At 56.6% G+C, this 18,111-nt stretch carries 14 protein-coding genes, 1 tRNA gene and 1 other RNA gene; 12 read left to right on the forward strand and 4 right to left on the reverse strand.

Annotated elements, in window-relative coordinates; all coding sequences use genetic code 11:
- The first annotated feature begins 16 nt into the window (after positions 1-16).
- The 3 genes from SERAS12_RS00475 (at position 17) to SERAS12_RS25200 (ending at position 1,855) form a co-directional block, all read left to right on the forward strand.
- Entirely contained in the window at positions 17-1,348 is a 1,332-nt protein-coding gene (locus SERAS12_RS00475) for an MFS transporter (protein ID WP_013811010.1), read from the forward strand.
- A gap of 119 nt (positions 1,349-1,467) precedes the next feature.
- A tRNA-Pro gene (locus SERAS12_RS00480) sits at positions 1,468-1,544 on the forward strand.
- Positions 1,545-1,726: 182 nt separating this feature from the next.
- Positions 1,727-1,855: non-coding RNA, RtT sRNA (locus SERAS12_RS25200), on the forward strand.
- Positions 1,856-1,910: 55 nt separating this feature from the next.
- On the opposite strand, the gene SERAS12_RS00485 is transcribed toward SERAS12_RS25200, so the two are convergent.
- Positions 1,911-2,267, reverse strand: a complete 357-nt coding sequence (locus SERAS12_RS00485; protein ID WP_013811011.1) for a hypothetical protein — start codon at positions 2,265-2,267, stop codon at positions 1,911-1,913.
- Positions 2,268-2,641: 374 nt separating this feature from the next.
- Here SERAS12_RS00485 and SERAS12_RS00490 point away from each other — a divergent pair, with 374 nt between their 5' ends.
- From SERAS12_RS00490 to dppF, 6 genes are all read left to right on the forward strand, one after another.
- The gene (locus tag SERAS12_RS00490; RefSeq protein ID WP_013811012.1) at positions 2,642-4,333 is read left to right on the forward strand and encodes a glycosyl hydrolase family 18 protein; all 1,692 of its coding nucleotides are present in this window, start codon (positions 2,642-2,644) and stop codon (positions 4,331-4,333) included.
- A gap of 601 nt (positions 4,334-4,934) precedes the next feature.
- Positions 4,935-6,542 carry a dipeptide ABC transporter periplasmic-binding protein DppA gene (gene dppA, locus SERAS12_RS00495; protein ID WP_013811013.1) on the forward strand — a complete coding sequence of 536 codons (1,608 nt, stop codon included), beginning with the start codon at positions 4,935-4,937 and terminating at the stop codon, positions 6,540-6,542.
- A 168-nt stretch (positions 6,543-6,710) separates the two neighbouring features.
- Positions 6,711-7,730 (forward strand): dipeptide ABC transporter permease DppB, encoded by a 1,020-nt coding sequence (gene dppB, locus SERAS12_RS00500; RefSeq protein WP_013811014.1) that lies wholly within the window; start codon positions 6,711-6,713, stop codon positions 7,728-7,730.
- 11 nt (positions 7,731-7,741) lie between these two features.
- On the forward strand, positions 7,742-8,644 hold the full coding sequence (dppC, locus tag SERAS12_RS00505) for a dipeptide ABC transporter permease DppC (protein WP_013811015.1): 903 nt from the start codon (positions 7,742-7,744) through the stop codon (positions 8,642-8,644).
- Between the two features lie 15 nt (positions 8,645-8,659).
- Positions 8,660-9,640: a dipeptide ABC transporter ATP-binding protein gene (gene dppD, locus SERAS12_RS00510; RefSeq protein WP_013811016.1), complete on the forward strand. Its 981-nt coding sequence runs from the start codon at positions 8,660-8,662 to the stop codon at positions 9,638-9,640.
- Complete coding sequence (gene dppF, locus SERAS12_RS00515; RefSeq protein ID WP_013811017.1) at positions 9,637-10,626, forward strand: dipeptide ABC transporter ATP-binding subunit DppF; 990 nt, start codon at positions 9,637-9,639, stop codon at positions 10,624-10,626. The genes dppD and dppF overlap by 4 nt, the downstream gene beginning before the upstream one ends.
- Before the next feature lie 323 nt (positions 10,627-10,949).
- On the opposite strand, the gene bcsG is transcribed toward dppF, so the two are convergent.
- The 3 genes from bcsG to bcsE are packed head-to-tail and all read right to left on the reverse strand — an operon-like array spanning position 10,950 to position 14,360.
- On the reverse strand, positions 10,950-12,602 hold the full coding sequence (gene bcsG, locus SERAS12_RS00520; protein WP_013811018.1) for a cellulose biosynthesis protein BcsG: 1,653 nt from the start codon (positions 12,600-12,602) through the stop codon (positions 10,950-10,952).
- Complete coding sequence (bcsF, locus tag SERAS12_RS00525; RefSeq protein ID WP_013811019.1) at positions 12,599-12,802, reverse strand: cellulose biosynthesis protein BcsF; 204 nt, start codon at positions 12,800-12,802, stop codon at positions 12,599-12,601. The genes bcsG and bcsF overlap by 4 nt, the downstream gene beginning before the upstream one ends.
- Positions 12,789-14,360: a cellulose biosynthesis protein BcsE gene (bcsE, locus tag SERAS12_RS00530; protein ID WP_013811020.1), complete on the reverse strand. Its 1,572-nt coding sequence runs from the start codon at positions 14,358-14,360 to the stop codon at positions 12,789-12,791. The genes bcsF and bcsE overlap by 14 nt, the downstream gene beginning before the upstream one ends.
- Before the next feature lie 198 nt (positions 14,361-14,558).
- Here bcsE and bcsR point away from each other — a divergent pair, with 198 nt between their 5' ends.
- Genes bcsR through bcsA form a run of 3 tightly spaced genes read left to right on the forward strand, consistent with a single transcriptional unit; the run spans position 14,559 to position 18,076 of the window.
- Positions 14,559-14,750 carry a cellulose biosynthesis protein BcsR gene (bcsR, locus tag SERAS12_RS00535; RefSeq protein ID WP_013811021.1) on the forward strand — a complete coding sequence of 64 codons (192 nt, stop codon included), beginning with the start codon at positions 14,559-14,561 and terminating at the stop codon, positions 14,748-14,750.
- Between the two features lie 3 nt (positions 14,751-14,753).
- A complete protein-coding gene (gene bcsQ, locus SERAS12_RS00540) occupies positions 14,754-15,476 on the forward strand; it encodes a cellulose biosynthesis protein BcsQ (protein WP_013811022.1) in 723 nt (240 codons plus the stop codon).
- The gene (bcsA, locus tag SERAS12_RS00545) at positions 15,473-18,076 is read left to right on the forward strand and encodes a UDP-forming cellulose synthase catalytic subunit (RefSeq protein WP_013811023.1); all 2,604 of its coding nucleotides are present in this window, start codon (positions 15,473-15,475) and stop codon (positions 18,074-18,076) included. The genes bcsQ and bcsA overlap by 4 nt, the downstream gene beginning before the upstream one ends.
- Positions 18,077-18,111 lie beyond the last annotated feature (35 nt).

The raw sequence follows: 18,111 nt of genomic DNA on the forward strand, positions 1-18,111 counted from the left end.
TCTTCTGAGGTTTCACATGTGGTCTTTCCTTAAAAGCCGTCAGGATGTGCCGCAGGTCACCGATCAAAAACAGATCGATGCCAGCTATAAATACTGGCGTATCCAACTGATGTGGACGATGTACATCGGCTATGCCGCGTTTTACTTCACGCGCAAAAGCTTCAACTTCATCATGCCGGCAATGCTGAGCGATCTTGGCCTGACGATGTCCGATGTCGGCATCCTGGGCACGCTGTTTTACATTACCTACGGCTGTTCGAAGTTTATCTCCGGTATGATCAGCGATCGCTCGAACCCACGCTATTTCATGGGGTTGGGCCTGATCATGACCGGGATACTCAACATCTTCTTCGGTCTCAGCTCTTCGCTGATGATGCTGGGCACGTTGTGGATCCTCAATGCCTTCTTCCAGGGCTGGGGCTGGCCGCCGTGCTCCAAAATTCTTACCAGTTGGTACTCGCGCTCCGAGCGCGGTGGCTGGTGGGCTATTTGGAACACCTCGCACAACTTTGGCGGCGCGCTGATCCCGCTGCTGGTCGGCTTTATCTCACTGCACTTCAGCTGGCGCTACGGCATGATCATTCCGGGCATCATCGGTGTGGTGCTGGGCCTGCTGATGTGCTGGCGCCTGCGTGACAAGCCGTCCACCATGGGCCTGCCCAGCGTCGGCAAATGGCGCAACGACGCCATGGAGCTGGTGCAGGAATCGGAAGGCCAGGGGCTGACCAACCGGGAAATCATCAAGCGCTATGTGCTGACCAACAAGTACATCTGGCTGCTGGCGGTCTCTTACGTGCTGGTGTACATCGTGCGTACCGCGATCAACGACTGGGGTAACTTGTACCTGACGCAGGAAAAAGGCTACACGCTGATGACCGCCAACTCGGCGATCTCGCTGTTCGAAGTGGGCGGATTTATTGGCTCTCTGGTGGCGGGGTGGGGCTCTGACAAGCTGTTCCGCGGCAATCGTGGGCCGATGAACCTGATCTTCGCCATCGGTATCTTCCTGTCGGTGGCGGCGCTGTGGATCATGCCGGGCGTTACCTTCCTGTTGCAGGCTGCCTGCTTCTTTGCCATTGGCTTCTTCATCTTTGGCCCGCAGATGCTGATCGGCATGGCGGCGGCGGAATGTTCGCACAAGGATGCCGCTGGCGCGGCGACCGGTTTTGTCGGCCTGTTCGCTTACCTTGGCGCGGCGCTGTCCGGCTATCCGATCGCCCGGGTGATGGAAATCTGGCACTGGAACGGTTTCTTCGTGGTGATTTCCATCGCCGCCTGCCTGTCCGCGCTGTTCCTGTTGCCGTTCCTGCGCGCCCAGTCGCCGGCGCTGAATACCGCCAAGGCATAACGCAAAAGCGCTGCACAGGCTCTGGCGCAGCGCTTTATGCCGTTTTTATCGCCACTTGACGGGCGCGATTGAAAAAGTCATTGACGCCTATGATGGCCGGCAGTAACATGCGCCCCCATCGGCGAGTAGCGCAGCTTGGTAGCGCAACTGGTTTGGGACCAGTGGGTCGGAGGTTCGAATCCTCTCTCGCCGACCACATTTAAGAAACCTGCTTTTTAAGCAGGTTTTTTTTCGTCCGTTGTTCAAGAGGATGAGAACCTCCGAAGGAGGTTTGAGGTTGATGACAACGTTGCCTTTGAGCCCGAGATACCCGGGCCTAGCGCACCGAGGGGCGCTCCGGCGGCAAGCCGCTACGACCCCTTCGGTACACTCTCCCTAATAACGGGCTTTGTTGGCAGTCTGTAACCTCCGAAGGAGGTTTGAGCCGAACGTAGCGAGACCACGTTGCTTTAGCAACGGCCCGCAGGGCAAGCATCGAAGATGCGCGTAATCCTCTCTCGCCGACCACATTTAAGAAACCTGCTTTTTAAAGCAGGTTTTTTTCGGCTGCAGTTTGTGCCGTTCAGGCGGCCTTACCGAACACGAATTCGAAATGTATTTCGTCGTAAGGGAACACAATCTTCGTACCTTTCTTCTCTAAAACACAGGCATTCAGTAGCGCTTGAACATCCGTATGCACAGCGTTGAAATCCCGGCTTACCCGCCTGGAAAGTTCGCGGATTGACATCGCCTCAGCACCGGTCATTTCTCTGATAAGCGCCATGCGGTTAGTGTTCAGCAAAACATAGGTCATTGTTTCGATATCTGGAAATGTCAGCACGCTTCCCATATCCGCGCCAGATAACGCTTTGGAAAAATCGGTTTTAAGCCTGTTGATCGCCTGTTCGGCAGGCAGTACATTTACCATCAGAATGCTCATTGCGGCCTCCTTAGCTGGTTTACTTCACTAACAAATTTATTTTGATGTCAACTATGACATCAATTCCATAAAAAATATTCATCCTTTCTCATTAATTAATTCACTCTCTTTATTCCTGGCTACTTCTGTTATTCATATTTAAATAAATTCACCGTTGCCCAATAAAACCCGGTTGATAGCGCTATTGTGTTGTCGGCAGTTTTATCTATAGTCTGAATACATACAGCGGAAGTAATTAATTCCCGCTGTGTGGCAAGATATTTAATGTTTTTTACTTTAATCGGCCAAGATTATTGCGGAATTATTTTGCTCCGGCAATAGGCGGCCGTCATTAACTCTTTTACGTTTATCCTCTCGGAATAAAGGAATCAGTTATGCGCAAATTTAATAAACCGCTGTTGGCGTTGCTGATCGGCAGCACGCTGTGTTCTGCGGCGCAGGCTGCCGTGCCGGGCAAGCCCACGCTGGCCTGGGGCAATACCAAATTCGCCATTGTCGAGGTTGATCAGGCGGCGACGGCTTATAATAATCTGGTGAAAGTAAAAACCGCCGCGGATGTTTCCGTTTCATGGAATTTATGGAATGGCGATACCGGTACCACGGCAAAAGTGTTATTAAACGGCAAGGAAGTCTGGAGCGGTGCATCGACCGGCGCTTCGGGTACGGCAAACTTTAAGGTTAATAAGGGCGGTCGTTATCAAATGCAGGTGGCATTATGCAATGCCGATGGCTGCACTGCCAGCGATGCGACAGAAATTGTGGTAGCGGATACCGACGGCAGCCATTTGGCGCCGTTAAAAGAACCGTTGCTGGAAAAAAATAAACCTTATAAACAAGACTCCGGAAAAGTCGTCGGTTCTTATTTCGTTGAATGGGGCGTTTATAACCGTAATTTCACCGTCGATAAAATCCCGGCCCAGAACCTGACGCATTTGCTGTACGGGTTTATCCCGGTCTGCGGCGGTGACGGCATTAACGACAGTCTGAAAGAGATCGAAGGCAGTTTCCAGGCGCTGCAACGTTCCTGCCAGGGCCGCGAAGACTTTAAAGTGTCGATCCACGATCCGTTTGCCGCGCTGCAGAAAGGGCAAAAGGGCGTCACCGCCTGGGATGACCCCTACAAAGGCAACTTCGGTCAGTTGATGGCGCTCAAACAGGCGCGCCCCGATCTGAAAATCCTGCCGTCTATCGGCGGCTGGACACTGTCCGACCCGTTCTTCTTTATGGGTGATAAGGTGAAGCGAGATCGCTTCGTCGGTTCGGTGAAAGAGTTCCTGCAGACCTGGAAGTTCTTTGACGGTGTGGATATCGACTGGGAATTCCCGGGCGGGCAGGGCGCTAACCCGAAACTGGGCAGTGCGCAGGACGGGGCGACCTATGTGCAGTTGATGAAAGATCTGCGTGCCATGCTGGATCAGCTTTCGGCGGAAACCGGTCGCAAGTATGAGCTGACCTCCGCCATCAGCGCCGGTAAGGACAAGATCGACAAAGTGGATTACAACACCGCGCAGAACTCGATGGATCACATCTTCCTGATGAGCTACGACTTCTACGGCGCTTTTGATCTGAAAAATCTGGGCCACCAGACCGCGCTGAAAGCGCCGGCCTGGAAACCGGACACGGCTTATACCACGGTTAACGGCGTCAATGCGTTGCTGGCGCAGGGCGTGAAGCCGGGCAAAATTGTGGTGGGTGCGGCCAAGTACGGCCGTGGCTGGACCGGCGTGAGCGGTTACCAGAACAACAATCCGTTTACCGGCACCGCCACCGGGCCGGTGAAAGGCACCTGGGAAAATGGCATCGTGGATTACCGTCAAATCGCCAACGAGTTTATGAGCGGCGAATGGCAGTACAACTATGATGCCACCGCAGAAGCGCCTTATGTGTTCAAGCCGTCTACCGGCGACCTGATCACCTTCGACGATCCGCGCTCGGTGCAGGCGAAAGGCAAGTATGTGCTGGATAAGCAGTTGGGGGGATTGTTCTCTTGGGAAATTGACGCCGACAACGGGGATATTCTGAACAATATGAATACCAGCCTGGGCAATAGCGCCGGCACGCAATAATTCGGTTGTAGCACGTCGCCGGGGGATATCCTTTCGCCCCCGGCTTTTTGACAGACGAAAGTTTTTTTACGCCGCACAGTTTGTGGTGCCATAGCGCTCAAAAAGGACAACTTCACCTCACCCTTTCGAGTAAGTAATCAGCATTTCGTCCTGTTTTTAACGCAGATAACAAAAATAACCGTTCAGATATTCATCATTCGGCAACAAACTTTTTTAGTTTTTTCTCGGAGTTAAATACCAATAATTTTCCACAGAGCAGCCTAACGAGCTAAAAATGATCGTATAGCATAATTTTTAATGCTGTAAGTGTTAAAAAAAGGTTTTTTTTATGTTTGTTTGCTGTTTCTCACAGTCTGTGTAAATCCCCACTGGTTATATTGACGACACCCCAAACAGTTGGCAATTTGGTAGTCTCAGGGGTAGGAGCTAGAGTTGTTTGAGTGAATTCCACGCGCTCAGACGCCCCGCCGGGATACGTTCCCCCCGGCTCTCACGCGCGATTATCCCTTCAGCCTTCGGGCACTGACTGCACAGGCCGTGCAATAAAAAATATAGGGTCTGGCAGTAATACACACATCACATCACATAACGGAGCACAGCGATGACAAGTTCCTTGGGAAAAACAGGGATTCTGAAATTCGGGATTGGGCTGATTGCGTTGACCGTAGCGGCCAGCGTGCAAGCCAAAACGTTGGTTTACTGTTCTGAAGGGTCCCCGGAAGGGTTCAACCCGCAGTTGTTCACCTCGGGTACCACCTATGACGCCAGCTCGGTGCCCATCTATAACCGTTTGGTCGAATTCAAAATCGGCACCACCGAACTGGAGCCGGGCCTGGCCGAAAAATGGGACGTCAGCGAAGACGGCAAAACCTACACTTTCCACCTGCGTAAAGGTGTGAAGTGGCAGAGCAGCAAAGATTTCAAACCGACCCGCGATTTTAACGCCGACGACGTGGTGTTCTCGTTCGAACGCCAGCTGGACGCGAATAACGCCTATCACAAAGTCTCCGGCGGTAGCTATGAGTACTTTGAAGGCATGGACATGCCGAAGCTGATCGCAAAAATCGAGAAAGTGGACGATAACACCGTGCGCTTCGTGTTGAACCGCCCGGAAGCGCCGTTCCTGGCCGATCTGGGCATGGACTTCGCGTCCATCCTGTCAGCCGAATACGCCGATAACATGATGAAAGCCGGCACGCCGGAAAAAGTGGACCTGAATCCGGTCGGTACCGGCCCGTTCCAGCTGCTGCAATACCAGAAAGACTCGAAAATCCTGTACAAGGCGTTCGAAGGCTACTGGGGCACCAAGCCGAAGATCGATCGTTTAGTCTTCTCCATTACGCCTGACGCTTCCGTGCGTTACGCCAAACTGCAGAAAAACGAGTGCCAGGTAATGCCGTACCCGAATCCGGCTGACATCGCTCGCATGAAGCAGGACAAAACCATCAACCTGATGGAAAAACCGGGGTTGAACGTCGGCTACCTGGCGTTCAACGTCGAGAAAAAACCGCTGGATAACCTGAAAGTGCGTCAGGCGCTGACCCTGGCGGTCAACAAGCAGGCGATCATCGACGCGGTGTATCAGGGGGCAGGCCAGGCGGCCAAGAACCTGATCCCACCGACCATGTGGGGCTATAACGACGCGGTGAAGGATTACACTTACGATCCGGTCAAGGCCAAAGAACTGCTGAAAGAAGCCGGCATGGCTGACGGTTTCGCCATCGATCTGTGGGCGATGCCGGTACAGCGTCCGTATAACCCGAACGCGCGTCGCATGGCTGAAATGATCCAGAACGACTGGGCGAAAATCGGCGTGAAAGCCAAAATCGTGACCTATGAGTGGGGTGAATACCTCAAGCGCGCCAAGGCGGGCGAACATCAGACGGTGATGATGGGCTGGACCGGCGACAACGGGGATCCGGATAACTTCTTCGCCACGCTGTACAGCTGCGCCGCAGCGAAAGACGGCTCCAACTACTCCCGCTGGTGCTACAAGCCGTTTGAAGATCTGATTCAGCCGGCGCGCGCCGAACCGAACCACGACAAACGCGTAGAACTGTACAAACAGGCTCAGGTCGTGATGCACGATCAGGCTCCGGCGCTGATTGTTGCCCACTCCACCGTTTATGAGCCCGTGCGTAAAGAAGTGAAAGGCTACGTCGTGGATCCGCTTGGCAAGCATCACTTTGAGAATGTCTCTCTAGATTAATTCTGGCCCTTCGGCCGGGGTGCACAAAAGGACTTGGCAGGGGCGCAACAGGTTGCGCTTCTGCTGAGTCGTCCCCGGCGTATGGCATCAGGGTTGTTCAAAGTGTGTGAGCTTTAATAAGCCTGGCGGACGATGAGCTGCCGGGCATTGATACAGAGAGTTCGGGATATGTTGCAGTTCATACTCCGACGTTTGGGGTTAGTTATCCCAACGTTTATCGGCATAACTTTGCTGACTTTTGCATTCGTCCATATGATCCCGGGTGACCCGGTGACCATCATGGCCGGGGAACGCGGGATCTCCGCAGAACGCCATGCGCAGTTGATGGCGGAAATGGGACTGGATAAACCGCTCTATCAACAATACTTCCATTACGTATCCAACGTGCTGCATGGCGATTTGGGTACCTCCCTCAAAAGCCGCATCTCGGTGTGGGAAGAGTTTGTTCCACGCTTTAAAGCCACGTTGGAGCTCGGTTTCTGCGCGATGATCTTTGCCGTGTTGGTGGGCATTCCGGTAGGGGTGCTGGCGGCGGTCCGGCGGGGGTCGATATTCGATCATACCGCGGTGGGCATTTCGCTGACCGGCTATTCGATGCCGATTTTCTGGTGGGGCATGATGCTGATCATGCTGGTGTCGGTGCAGCTAAACCTGACGCCGGTATCAGGGCGCGTCAGCGATACGGTGTTCCTCGATGACAGCTTGCCGCTGACCGGCTTTATGCTGATCGACACTCTGATCTGGGGCGAACCGGGCGACTTTACCGATGCGGTAATGCATATGATCTTGCCGGCCATCGTGCTCGGCACCATTCCGTTGGCGGTTATCGTGCGCATGACGCGCTCCTCGATGCTGGAAGTGCTCGGCGAAGATTATATCCGTACCGCACGCGCCAAGGGCGTGAGCCGTATGAGGGTGATCGTGGTGCATGCGCTGCGCAACGCGCTGTTGCCGGTGGTGACGGTCATCGGCCTGCAGGTCGGCACCATGCTGGCCGGTGCCATTCTGACCGAAACCATCTTCTCCTGGCCGGGCCTGGGGCGTTGGCTGATGGACGCGCTGCAACGTCGCGACTACCCGGTCGTTCAGGGCGGCGTGTTGCTGGTCGCCTGTATGATTATTCTGGTTAACCTGCTGGTAGACGTGCTCTACGGCGTGGTCAACCCGCGTATTCGCCACAAGAAATAAGGGGCGCTCTAATGTCTCAAGTCACTGAGCCTGTAGTTAAAGGCGCGCCGAAGCCCATGAGCCCGTTCCAGGAGTTCTGGCACTATTTCAAGCGCAACAAAGGGGCCGTTGTCGGCCTGGTTTATATCGTTTTGATGTTTGTGATTGCTATTGGCGCCGGCGTTCTGGCACCGCATGCCCCGGCGGATCAGTTCCGCGACGCGCTGCTCAGGCCACCGGCCTGGCAGGAAGGGGGCAGTTGGCAATACGTCCTCGGCACCGACGATGTTGGCCGCGATGTGCTGTCGCGCCTGATGTACGGTGCGCGGCTGTCACTGCTGGTCGGTTGTCTGGTGGTGGTGCTGTCACTGATCATGGGTGTGGTGCTGGGCCTGCTGGCCGGCTACTTCGGCGGCGTGGTGGATGCTGTCATCATGCGTATCGTCGACATCATGCTGGCGCTGCCAAGTCTGCTGCTGGCGTTGGTGCTGGTGGCGATCTTCGGCCCGTCGATCGTTAACGCCTCGCTGGCGCTGACCTTTGTCGCCCTGCCGCACTATGTGCGTCTGACCCGCGCGGCGGTGTTGGTGGAAGTGAACCGCGATTACGTCACTGCCTCACGCGTGGCGGGCGCCGGTGCGATGCGCCAAATGTTTATCAACATTCTGCCAAACTGCCTGGCGCCCTTGATCGTCCAGGCCTCTCTTGGCTTCTCGAACGCCATTCTGGATATGGCCGCTCTCGGCTTCCTGGGCATGGGGGCGCAACCGCCAACGCCGGAGTGGGGCACCATGCTCTCCGACGTGCTGCAGTTCGCCCAAAGCGCCTGGTGGGTCGTGACCTTCCCCGGCGTGGCGATTCTGCTGACGGTGCTTGCATTCAACCTGATGGGGGACGGTTTGCGTGATGCTCTCGACCCCAAACTCAAGCAGTAACAGAGGACGAGAGAGATGGCGTTATTAAATGTAGACAAGCTTTCGGTGCACTTCGGTGACGAAGGGACACCGTTCCGCGCGGTCGACCGTATCAGTTACAGCATTGAGCAGGGCCAGGTGGTCGGCATCGTCGGCGAATCCGGCTCCGGCAAGTCCGTCAGTTCGCTGGCGATCATGGGATTGATCGATTTCCCCGGCAAGGTGATGGCCGAAAAACTGGAGTTTAACGGCCAGGATCTGCGCAAGATTTCCGAAAAAGAGCGTCGCCAACTGGTGGGCTCGGAAGTGGCGATGATCTTCCAGGACCCGATGACCAGCCTGAACCCATGTTACACCGTCGGTTTCCAGATTATGGAAGCGTTGAAGGTACATCAGGGCGGTAGCCGCAGTACCCGCCGCCAGCGGGCCGTCGATCTGCTGACGCAGGTGGGCATTCCCGATCCGGCCTCGCGGCTGGACGTGTACCCGCACCAGCTTTCCGGCGGGATGAGCCAGCGCGTAATGATCGCCATGGCGATCGCCTGTCGGCCCAAGCTGCTGATTGCCGATGAACCGACCACGGCGCTCGACGTGACCATCCAGGCGCAAATTATCGAACTGCTGCTGGAGTTGCAGCAGCGTGAGAATATGGCGCTCTTGCTGATCACCCACGATTTGGCGCTGGTATCCGAAGCGGCGCACCACATCATCGTGATGTACGCCGGCCAGGTGGTGGAGTCCGGCAAGGCCGCAGAGATTTTCCGCGCGCCGCGTCACCCCTACACTCAGGCACTGCTGCGCGCACTGCCGGAATTCGCCGCCGACAAGGCGCGTCTGGCTTCGCTGCCGGGCGTGGTGCCGGGCAAATATGATCGCCCTAACGGGTGTCTGCTCAATCCGCGCTGCCCGTACGCCAATGAGCGTTGCCGCGCAGAGGAGCCGGAACTGCGCAGCATTCCCGGCCGTCAGGTTAAATGTCACACACCGCTGGATGATGCGGGGAGGCCGACCGTATGAGCCAGAATCAACCCTTATTGCAGGCGATTGACCTGAAGAAACACTATGCGGTCAAGAAGGGGATGTTTGCCCCGGAACGGCTGGTCAAGGCGCTGGATGGCGTTTCCTTCACCCTGGAACGCGGTAAAACGTTGGCGGTAGTGGGCGAATCAGGCTGTGGCAAATCAACCCTGGGCCGACTGCTGACGATGATCGAAGTGCCGACGGCCGGCGAACTGTACTATCAGGGGCAGGATCTGCTGAAGCCGGACGTCACCGCCGAGAAGCTGCGGCGCCAGAAGATCCAGATTGTGTTCCAGAATCCTTATGGATCGCTCAACCCGCGCAAGAAGGTTGGACAGATCCTCGAGGAACCGTTGCAGATCAACACCACGCTGACCAGCGCGGAGCGCCGTGAAAAGGCGCTGGAGATGATGGCGAAGGTCGGGCTGAAAACCGAGCATTACGATCGTTATCCGCACATGTTTTCCGGCGGCCAGCGTCAGCGTATCGCCATCGCGCGTGGGCTGATGCTAAACCCGGACGTGGTGATTGCCGATGAACCCGTGTCTGCACTCGATGTGTCGGTACGTGCGCAGGTGCTGAACCTGATGATGGACCTGCAGCAGGATTTGGGGCTGTCTTATGTGTTCATCTCGCATGATTTGTCGGTGGTGGAGCACATTGCCGACGAGGTCATGGTGATGTATCTCGGGCGTTGCGTGGAGAAGGGCAGTAAAGACGCCATTTTCAACAACCCGCGCCATCCGTACACCCAGGCGCTGCTGTCTGCCACGCCGCGGTTGAATCCGGATATGCGCCGCGAGCGTATCAAGCTAACCGGCGAACTGCCCAGCCCGATGAATCCGCCGCCAGGTTGTGCATTCAATGCTCGCTGCCGTCGTGCCTTCGGGCCATGCACTCAGTTGCAACCGCAGCTTAAGCAATACGGCGACCAGATGGTGGCTTGTTTTGCAGTCGATCAGGATGAAAATCCTGCGGCATAACTTTGTTATCGCTGATAATTAATAATAATGCCGGCATTTACGCCGGCATTTTTTTTCGGGAAATTACCGGAGCCATTAACTTTATTTATTGAATAATTATTTCTGATATATTCATAAATATTGGTTTTATTACCCTAATCCTAAAAAAATATTATTTATATTCGGAGTATCGTTAAAATCATGATGCCCGTCATCGCACTGTATTAGCCCGACGTTTAATTACTGGCGGTTCAGCGCTGCAGTCATCCTTTTTATTCTGCAAGCCATAAAAAAGCACGCCCGAAGGCGTGCCTGAGAATGAACTGCGGGGTAGGCCGTGGCGCTTATTGCGGATAAGGCACCCAGTCGCCGCCGTTGAGGCGAATGTAGGGTTTACCCTGATATTGCATCACGATGGCGTTGTCATTCTCCGAGATAACCGGCGTTTGCGGCAGATTCTGAGTCAGCGCTTGCCAGTCTAGGCTCGGCGCGGTGAAGGCTTTTCCGTCGACCAGGCGGGACACCAGCTCTGAGAGCGCCAGATAGCTGCTTGGCGTTTTAACTTGCAGTGGGCTGCCCTGATGCGGAGCTTTCATGCCCACCAGTTTGATGCCGACCGGCGTATGGGTAATGTTTGGGCTTGGGATATCACGCAGGCCGGACATCTGCATTTTGTCCCCCACCAGCGCCGCGCCATGTTCCGGCACAATCACCACCATCACTTTGCGCCCGGATTTTTCCAGTTGTTCCAGGAAGGTATTCAACTGGTCAAACAGCTTTTGCGCCCGCGGTTGATAATCCGCGCTCTTGTTCGAGCCGACGAAACGGTTGCCGTCATGCAACGGAATGACGTTGAAGAAGGTCGCACTGCGGGTATCTCCGGCCTTCTGTTGCTGATCCAGCCAGCGGGTGAGCAGCTCCAGATCGTTGTAAATCGGCTCGCCGTCGAAAGAGGCCAACTCATTGCCGATACCGGCTTGCGGCATCAGCGGTGCCTGCATGTCGCCCTGCTCGCGCAGCTCCTTCAGGAAATTGCCGAACACGCCCGAGTGGTCCAGCATCAGCTGCTCTTTAAAGCCCAGCTTGGCCAGATTATCAAACAGATAGCATTGCTGATTCACCGGTTGATAGAGATCGTGGTGGGACGTTTGGCCGCAACTGGCGCGCAGCAGGCGGATCGCCGCCGGGCCGCTGTAGGCCGTCGCCGAGTTGAAGTTATCGAACATGATGTCCATCTTCGACCACAGCGGGTGATTCTGCAGTTTCACCGCATCCATATCGGCCCAGGCCAGCGAACAGATGTTGATCACCAGCAGATCAAACGGCTGAGCGTCGGCGGGCAGGGTGGCCGGGAAGGCAGTGGTGCGGGCTTTTTCCCTATCGTAAAACTGATTCAGGTAGGCCGTCAGGTTGGCGCTGGTCGGCGGCGCGCTGTCGGTCGGGGCATTATCGCTGCCTGCTGCGGCCGGCGCCGTCGTTGCCGGCGTGGTGGTGGCTGCGGTGGTGTTGGCGGGCAACAGCGACACGGCCGGGCCGGCGATGGTCAGGACATTCAGCCACACCAGCGCCCCTACGGTGAAGACCGTGACGCGTACCCACTGGGCCAGGAACAGATAGGCAATCAGCATCACGAAGGCGGCGCCGATCATCTGCCAGTTGATAAAGCGGGTCACCAGTTCCAGCAGGTATTGGGCGCTGAAGCCGGTCAACTGCGAGCCCTGACTGAGAATGCTGTTAATGCCCGGCAGCCAGGTATCGTAATAGAACAGGGCGATACCGACAGGCATGGCGACATAGTGCCGCCAGCGGTGCAGACGCATCGCTGGTATCGGCATCAGCAGGAACGCCATGAACACCAGGTTCGGCAGCGGGTGGAAATTCAGGTAGCCGAACCACAGCAGGCCGAATTTGGCCAGGAAGTAGTAGTTCCAGCCGCCTAGCCCGCGCCAGTAGCGCCACAGTGAGTTATCGGGTTGGGTGTTGTTTTTTGGCTTCATGGCTGTTTTTTACGCTTAATCTGAGATGAAGAACCTTCGCGCACCCATAACCCGGAGGATTTTAAATAGCGCGGTGATAAAAACAGGTTTTGCCAATATTGACGCCAGCGCGGGAAACGGCGGTGAAAGAAGTACCCCAGCGGAATAAAAATGATCGCGCACAGCAGGATCAACTGCACGATATCGTTAAGGTTCAGCATGCTTGTTCTCCTGTGCGCCGGTGGTCAACGTGAAGGCCACCGGTTGACGGCGCTCCTGCGGGCTGTCAGCCACTGTGGTGCTCTGGCGCTGCGCGGACGGCTTGGTGGCCTGCGGCGCTAACGGAATATTGGCGTTGTGCGCCATCCGTTTGATTTCTGAAGTAATATCCACGTCCTGGTGCCATACCACGCGATTGCTGAACGCCTCGCTCACCGGCAAGCGGAAAATAAATTTCAGCGCGGTGTCCAGATCGTTAATCCGGCAAGTGGAGAGAAACAGCACCAACCGCCCTTGCACCACGGTCATCACGTCACCGAAGCGGCGCAGATGACACAGGGTCATCGCCTGCTCGGCGCGCAGCCCCGGCGCAGGACGCAGCGCCACCATCACGCCTTTGCCGTCTTCCGGCAGCAGCGTGTTTTCCATCAGCGAAATGACCGCCTGGCTGAAGTCGTCCGGGCGCATATAGCCTTTCAATTGCAGCGGTCGCAAGCCGTTCAGCAGGGCATCGATATCCGCCGGAACATGGCGTGAGAAGCGTTGCCCCTGGATGCCTTCCAGCATGGTCAGAAAGCGCGACAGCGGCGCAACGTGCGGCACCGTCAGGTTGGCACCGCAGGCCAGCAGCAGGCGTTCATCGCTGTAGCGCAGACTGGCACTCATCTCGCGCACCACGATTTTCAGCCCGTTGCCGCGGTGGCGGCGCAGGCTGTGAATTTGATGGGCCAGCACATCGATCTCATCGCTTTGGTACAACGCAAATATCAGCGTCGCCGAGAGCGTCAGCATGCCGTGCTGAGCCAGTTGCTCATTGCTTTCCAACAGTTGCCAGTGGGCCGACAGCGGCGGTGCGCCCTCTAGAATGCTTTGCTGGGCCAGATAGAGACCTTCGTCGCTGCGTATCGAGGTGGGTGAAGGTTGGTGGTTGTCATCGTCACCCTGCCAGCCGTTTTCTCCGACATACAGCGTTAGCAACTGGTTGGCATTGATGCCGTTTCCCGTGCACCACCAGTTAACCAGATATTGCGCGCTGTCTTGCTGCCACTGCAGGCTGGACAGGCCGTTAAGAATGCGGTGCTGGGGGCTGAGTTGCCCTTTGAGTTTATTCACGCCGCCGCCATGGCTGAGGATCAACAGGGTACACCCTTGCCGACGCAGCCAGTTGCCGGTGTTGCGGGCCCAATCGCGCAACTCTTCGGTGGTGAAGGTTTGCCACAGGCTTGCGTGGGCCAGCAGGATTAATAAGCGGTTCTGCGGTTTTAAGGCGCGCATCAGGTCATCGCAGAAATGCGTCAGCGCCGCTTTTTTTTCCGGTAACTGGTACAGAGGAATTTTTTTCAGCGCGGGGGAGGCCAGTTCAGCCAGCAGTTTGTCGGGTTTTTCTCCACTGCAGATCAGCGCGACCTGGCTGGTTGCGGCCTGGGCAGCCAGGGTTTGTTGGCAGAGCAGGCTGGCATCAGTTTGACGGTCGACATTCACCCAATAGAGCCCCGGGGACTGCATTACTGACAGTTCTTCCCAAATCTGCCGAATACCTAATGAGAAAGATTGCGCCATAGGATATTTTTCTACTTTCGTTGAAAGTGTCGTTGCGGCCAACTGAGTAATGCTAGTCAGTCATCGTATCATTTGGAACAATAATAACAAATCTGACAATCTGTGTAATAATATCTGTTAAGAATCATCTTATTGGCCGTGTCTTTTTTTTACGTTGCTATAGTTAATTAACATTAGCCTATTTTTAAAGGCGGAAGAATGAATAATCAATTAACGCGCTTTCATGCGGTGGCATCGCCAGAAACTCAGGATGATCTGCTGGCCCTTAGCGAGGCATTTTCTTTGCCGACATTAAGTTATGTCGATATTGCACGTCAGGAACGATTAACGCAGATGATGACGCGCTGGCCGCTGTTGGCCGAATTGGCGCAGACAACGGGGAGTCGCTAGTTTATGCCAGTGATTGCTCTGCAGGGTCTGCGAGGCGGAATGGGCGCAACGTCAGTGACGGCGGCGCTCGCCTGGGCATTACAACAGTTGGGCGAGTCGGTGCTGGCGATTGATTTCGCGCCGGATAATCTGTTACGCCTGCATTTTAATACGCCGTTTGAGCTGGAGCGCGGCTGGGCCCGTGCGGAGCAGGACGGCGGCGACTGGCAGCAGGGCGCCATGCGCTATTGCGAAAAGCTCGACTTTCTTCCTTTTGGCCGGCTAACGGCCACGGAACGACTGAATCTGCAATCCCCCGCCCACTGGCAAGATAGGCTGACGCAGTTGGTCGGCGGCGGTCAATACCACTGGATCCTGCTCGACGTGCCGGCGGACGATAGCGTACTGGCGCGTCAGGCGTTGGCGCTGGCAGACAGCATTTTCGTGCTGATCGCCCCGGACGCCAACTGCCAGATCCGCCTGCATCAACAGGCGCTGCCGGAAGGCTGCCGCTTCCTGATTAACCATTATTTCGCTGCCAGCCAGTTGCAGCAAGATTTGCATCAGCTGTGGTTGCAAACCCTGGGTGGCCTGTTGCCGGTGGTTATCCACCGCGATGAGGCGATGGCCGAGTCGCTGGCGGCAAAGCAGCCGTTGGGCGAGTACCGCCCGGAAAGTCTGGCTGCCGATGAGGTGCTGACGCTGGCCAACTGGTGTCTGATCAATCTCAAGGATGCTGCACCATGAGCCGGGTGATGAGCCTGTTGCTGGTGCCGCCGGTTCATCAGGCGGTGCAGACGCGTTATCGAACCTACCGCCGTAACGGATCCTCGGCCTTTAGCGCCTTCTTCGCCACGCTGCTGGTGGCGTTGGGCTGGGTTTTCCTGCGTTTTGAATCCCCGGACTGGCAGCGGGTGCGCGCCGGCCGCGCCTATTGGTTCCCGCATTTATCCTTCAGCCGCCCGCGCCCTGCGGATGGGCTGCGTTATCTGTTGCAGGGGCTTTGGCTGCTGCTGTTTCGTACCGGCCGTGCGCCGATGGGCCGTCATTATTTCGCCGGCTGGCACCGCCTGCAACTGCGTTACGCCAACTGGTTGCAAATGCTCCCGCACCGCTTGCAGAGCGCCGGGGTGGAGCAGCGTTCAGTGGAACGCCTGAGCCAGATGAACCGGCGCATGCGCCGCGTGCTGTTTATCATTGTCGGCGTACTGGCGGCGATCCTCGCCATGCTGTGCATTTCGCAACCCTTCGATTTGCAGGCGCAGTTTGTGTTTGTGGTGCTGCTGTGGGGCATTGCGATGGTGGTGCGCCGGGTACCGGGCCGCTTGCCGGGGCTGATGCTGATCGTACTGTCGCTGACCGTTTCCTGCCGCTACCTTTGGTGGCGCTACACCGCCACGCTGAACTGGGACGATCCGCTCAGCCTGACCTGCGGCCTGCTGTTGCTGGCGGCGGAAACCTATGCCTGGGTGGTGTTGGTTCTGGGCTATTTCCAGACCGTCTGGCCGCTTAACCGCCAGCCGGTGCCGCTGCCTGCCGACAGCGCGACCTGGCCGACGATCGATCTGATGGTGCCGACCTACAACGAAGATCTTGGGGTGGTGAAACCGACTATCTACGCCGCGCTGGGTATCGATTGGCCGAAAGAGAAGGTCAATATTTACCTCCTCGATGACGGCAACCGACCGGAATTCAAAGCCTTCGCCGAAGAGGTGGGGGTGAAATATATCGCCCGGCCGACCCATGAGCATGCCAAGGCCGGTAACATCAACAACGCGCTGAAGCAGGCCACCGGCGAGTTTGTGGCGATTTTCGACTGCGACCACGTGCCGACCCGCTCCTTCCTGCAATTGACCATGGGCTGGTTCTTCAAAGACAAGAAGCTGGCGATGTTGCAGACCCCGCATCACTTCTTCTCGCCGGATCCGTTTGAGCGCAACCTTGGGCGTTTCCGCCAGACCCCGAACGAAGGCACGCTGTTCTACGGCCTGGTGCAGGACGGCAATGATATGTGGGACGCGACCTTTTTCTGCGGTTCTTGCGCCATCCTGCGCCGCAGCGCGCTGGATGAGATAGGCGGCATCGCGGTGGAAACCGTCACCGAAGATGCCCATACCTCGTTGCGTTTGCATCGTCGCGGGCACACCTCGGCCTATATCCGTATTCCACAGGCCGCCGGGCTGGCGACCGAAAGCCTGTCGGCGCACATTGGCCAGCGCATTCGTTGGGCGCGCGGCATGGTGCAGATTTTCCGGCTGGATAATCCGCTGTTCGGCAAGGGGCTGAAACTGGCGCAGCGGCTGTGTTACGCCAACGCCATGTTGCACTTCTTGTCCGGTATTCCGCGGTTGATTTTCCTCACCGCGCCTTTGGCGTTCCTGCTGCTGCACGCCTATATCATTTTCGCCCCTGCGCTGGCGATCGCGCTCTATGTGTTGCCGCATATGATCCATGCCAGCCTGACCAACTCGCGCATCCAGGGTAAATACCGTCACTCTTTCTGGAGCGAGATCTACGAGACCGTGCTGGCCTGGTATATCGCCCGACCTACCACGGTGGCGCTGTTCAATCCGCACAAGGGTAAATTCAACGTGACCGCCAAAGGCGGGCTGGTAGAAGAGGAGCATGTCGATTGGGTGATTACCCGGCCTTACATGTTCCTGGTGGTGCTCAATCTGGCCGGCCTGATCTTCGGCGCCTGGCGGATGGTCTACGGCCCGACGGACGAAGTCATGACGGTGATCGTCAGCCTGGTGTGGGTGCTGTACAACATGACCATTCTCGGCGGCGCGGTGGCGGTGGCGGTAGAGGCCAAGCAGGTGCGCCAGGCGCACCGCGTGGAGATTGCCATGCCGGCCGCGATAGCCCGCGCCGATGGTCACCTGTTCCCTTGCACGCTGCGCGACTATTCCGACGGCGGGGTAGGGATTGAAATGCGCGTGTCGGATGCGCTGAAAGACGGCGACAAGGCGTCGTTGCTGCTAAAACGCGGCCAGCAGGAATACAGCTTCCCGTGCGTGGTCACGCGTGCCTTCGGCAGTAAGGTGGGGATCCGCATGGTCTCACTCACTACCCGTGAACATATTGATTTTATTCAGTGCACCTTTGCCCGCGCCGATACCTGGGCGCTGTGGCAGGACGGGTTCCCTGAAGATAAACCGATCGAAAGCCTGCGCGACGTTCTGGCGCTGGGCTTCCGGGGTTACCTGCGCATGGCGGACTATGCGCCGCCGATGGTGCGCAGCCTGCTGGTCGGATTCACGACGATGATTGCGTGGATAGCGTCATTTATCCCGCACGGTGTTGGCAGGAACCCGGCTTTCAGCCAAAAAGAGACAGTGGTATAGGCAAACCGCCCCGCTCACTTGCCTGGCTCCCAGGC

The organism is Serratia sp. AS12, assembly GCF_000214195.1.
Classification (GTDB): Bacteria; Pseudomonadota; Gammaproteobacteria; order Enterobacterales; family Enterobacteriaceae; genus Serratia; species Serratia plymuthica.

Excerpts from the sequence above, each read along its gene's own strand:
- SERAS12_RS00475 (WP_013811010.1), top strand. The coding sequence starts at position 17 with ATGTGGTCTTTCCTTAAAAGCCGTCAGGATGTGCCGCAGGTCACCGAT.
- SERAS12_RS00485 (WP_013811011.1), bottom strand. The coding sequence starts at position 2,267 with ATGAGCATTCTGATGGTAAATGTACTGCCTGCCGAACAGGCGATCAAC.
- SERAS12_RS00490 (WP_013811012.1), top strand. The coding sequence starts at position 2,642 with ATGCGCAAATTTAATAAACCGCTGTTGGCGTTGCTGATCGGCAGCACG.
- dppA (WP_013811013.1), top strand. The coding sequence starts at position 4,935 with ATGACAAGTTCCTTGGGAAAAACAGGGATTCTGAAATTCGGGATTGGG.
- dppB (WP_013811014.1), top strand. The coding sequence starts at position 6,711 with ATGTTGCAGTTCATACTCCGACGTTTGGGGTTAGTTATCCCAACGTTT.
- dppC (WP_013811015.1), top strand. The coding sequence starts at position 7,742 with ATGTCTCAAGTCACTGAGCCTGTAGTTAAAGGCGCGCCGAAGCCCATG.
- dppD (WP_013811016.1), top strand. The coding sequence starts at position 8,660 with ATGGCGTTATTAAATGTAGACAAGCTTTCGGTGCACTTCGGTGACGAA.
- dppF (WP_013811017.1), top strand. The coding sequence starts at position 9,637 with ATGAGCCAGAATCAACCCTTATTGCAGGCGATTGACCTGAAGAAACAC.
- bcsG (WP_013811018.1), bottom strand. The coding sequence starts at position 12,602 with ATGAAGCCAAAAAACAACACCCAACCCGATAACTCACTGTGGCGCTAC.
- bcsF (WP_013811019.1), bottom strand. The coding sequence starts at position 12,802 with ATGCTGAACCTTAACGATATCGTGCAGTTGATCCTGCTGTGCGCGATC.
- bcsE (WP_013811020.1), bottom strand. The coding sequence starts at position 14,360 with ATGGCGCAATCTTTCTCATTAGGTATTCGGCAGATTTGGGAAGAACTG.
- bcsR (WP_013811021.1), top strand. The coding sequence starts at position 14,559 with ATGAATAATCAATTAACGCGCTTTCATGCGGTGGCATCGCCAGAAACT.
- bcsQ (WP_013811022.1), top strand. The coding sequence starts at position 14,754 with ATGCCAGTGATTGCTCTGCAGGGTCTGCGAGGCGGAATGGGCGCAACG.
- bcsA (WP_013811023.1), top strand. The coding sequence starts at position 15,473 with ATGAGCCGGGTGATGAGCCTGTTGCTGGTGCCGCCGGTTCATCAGGCG.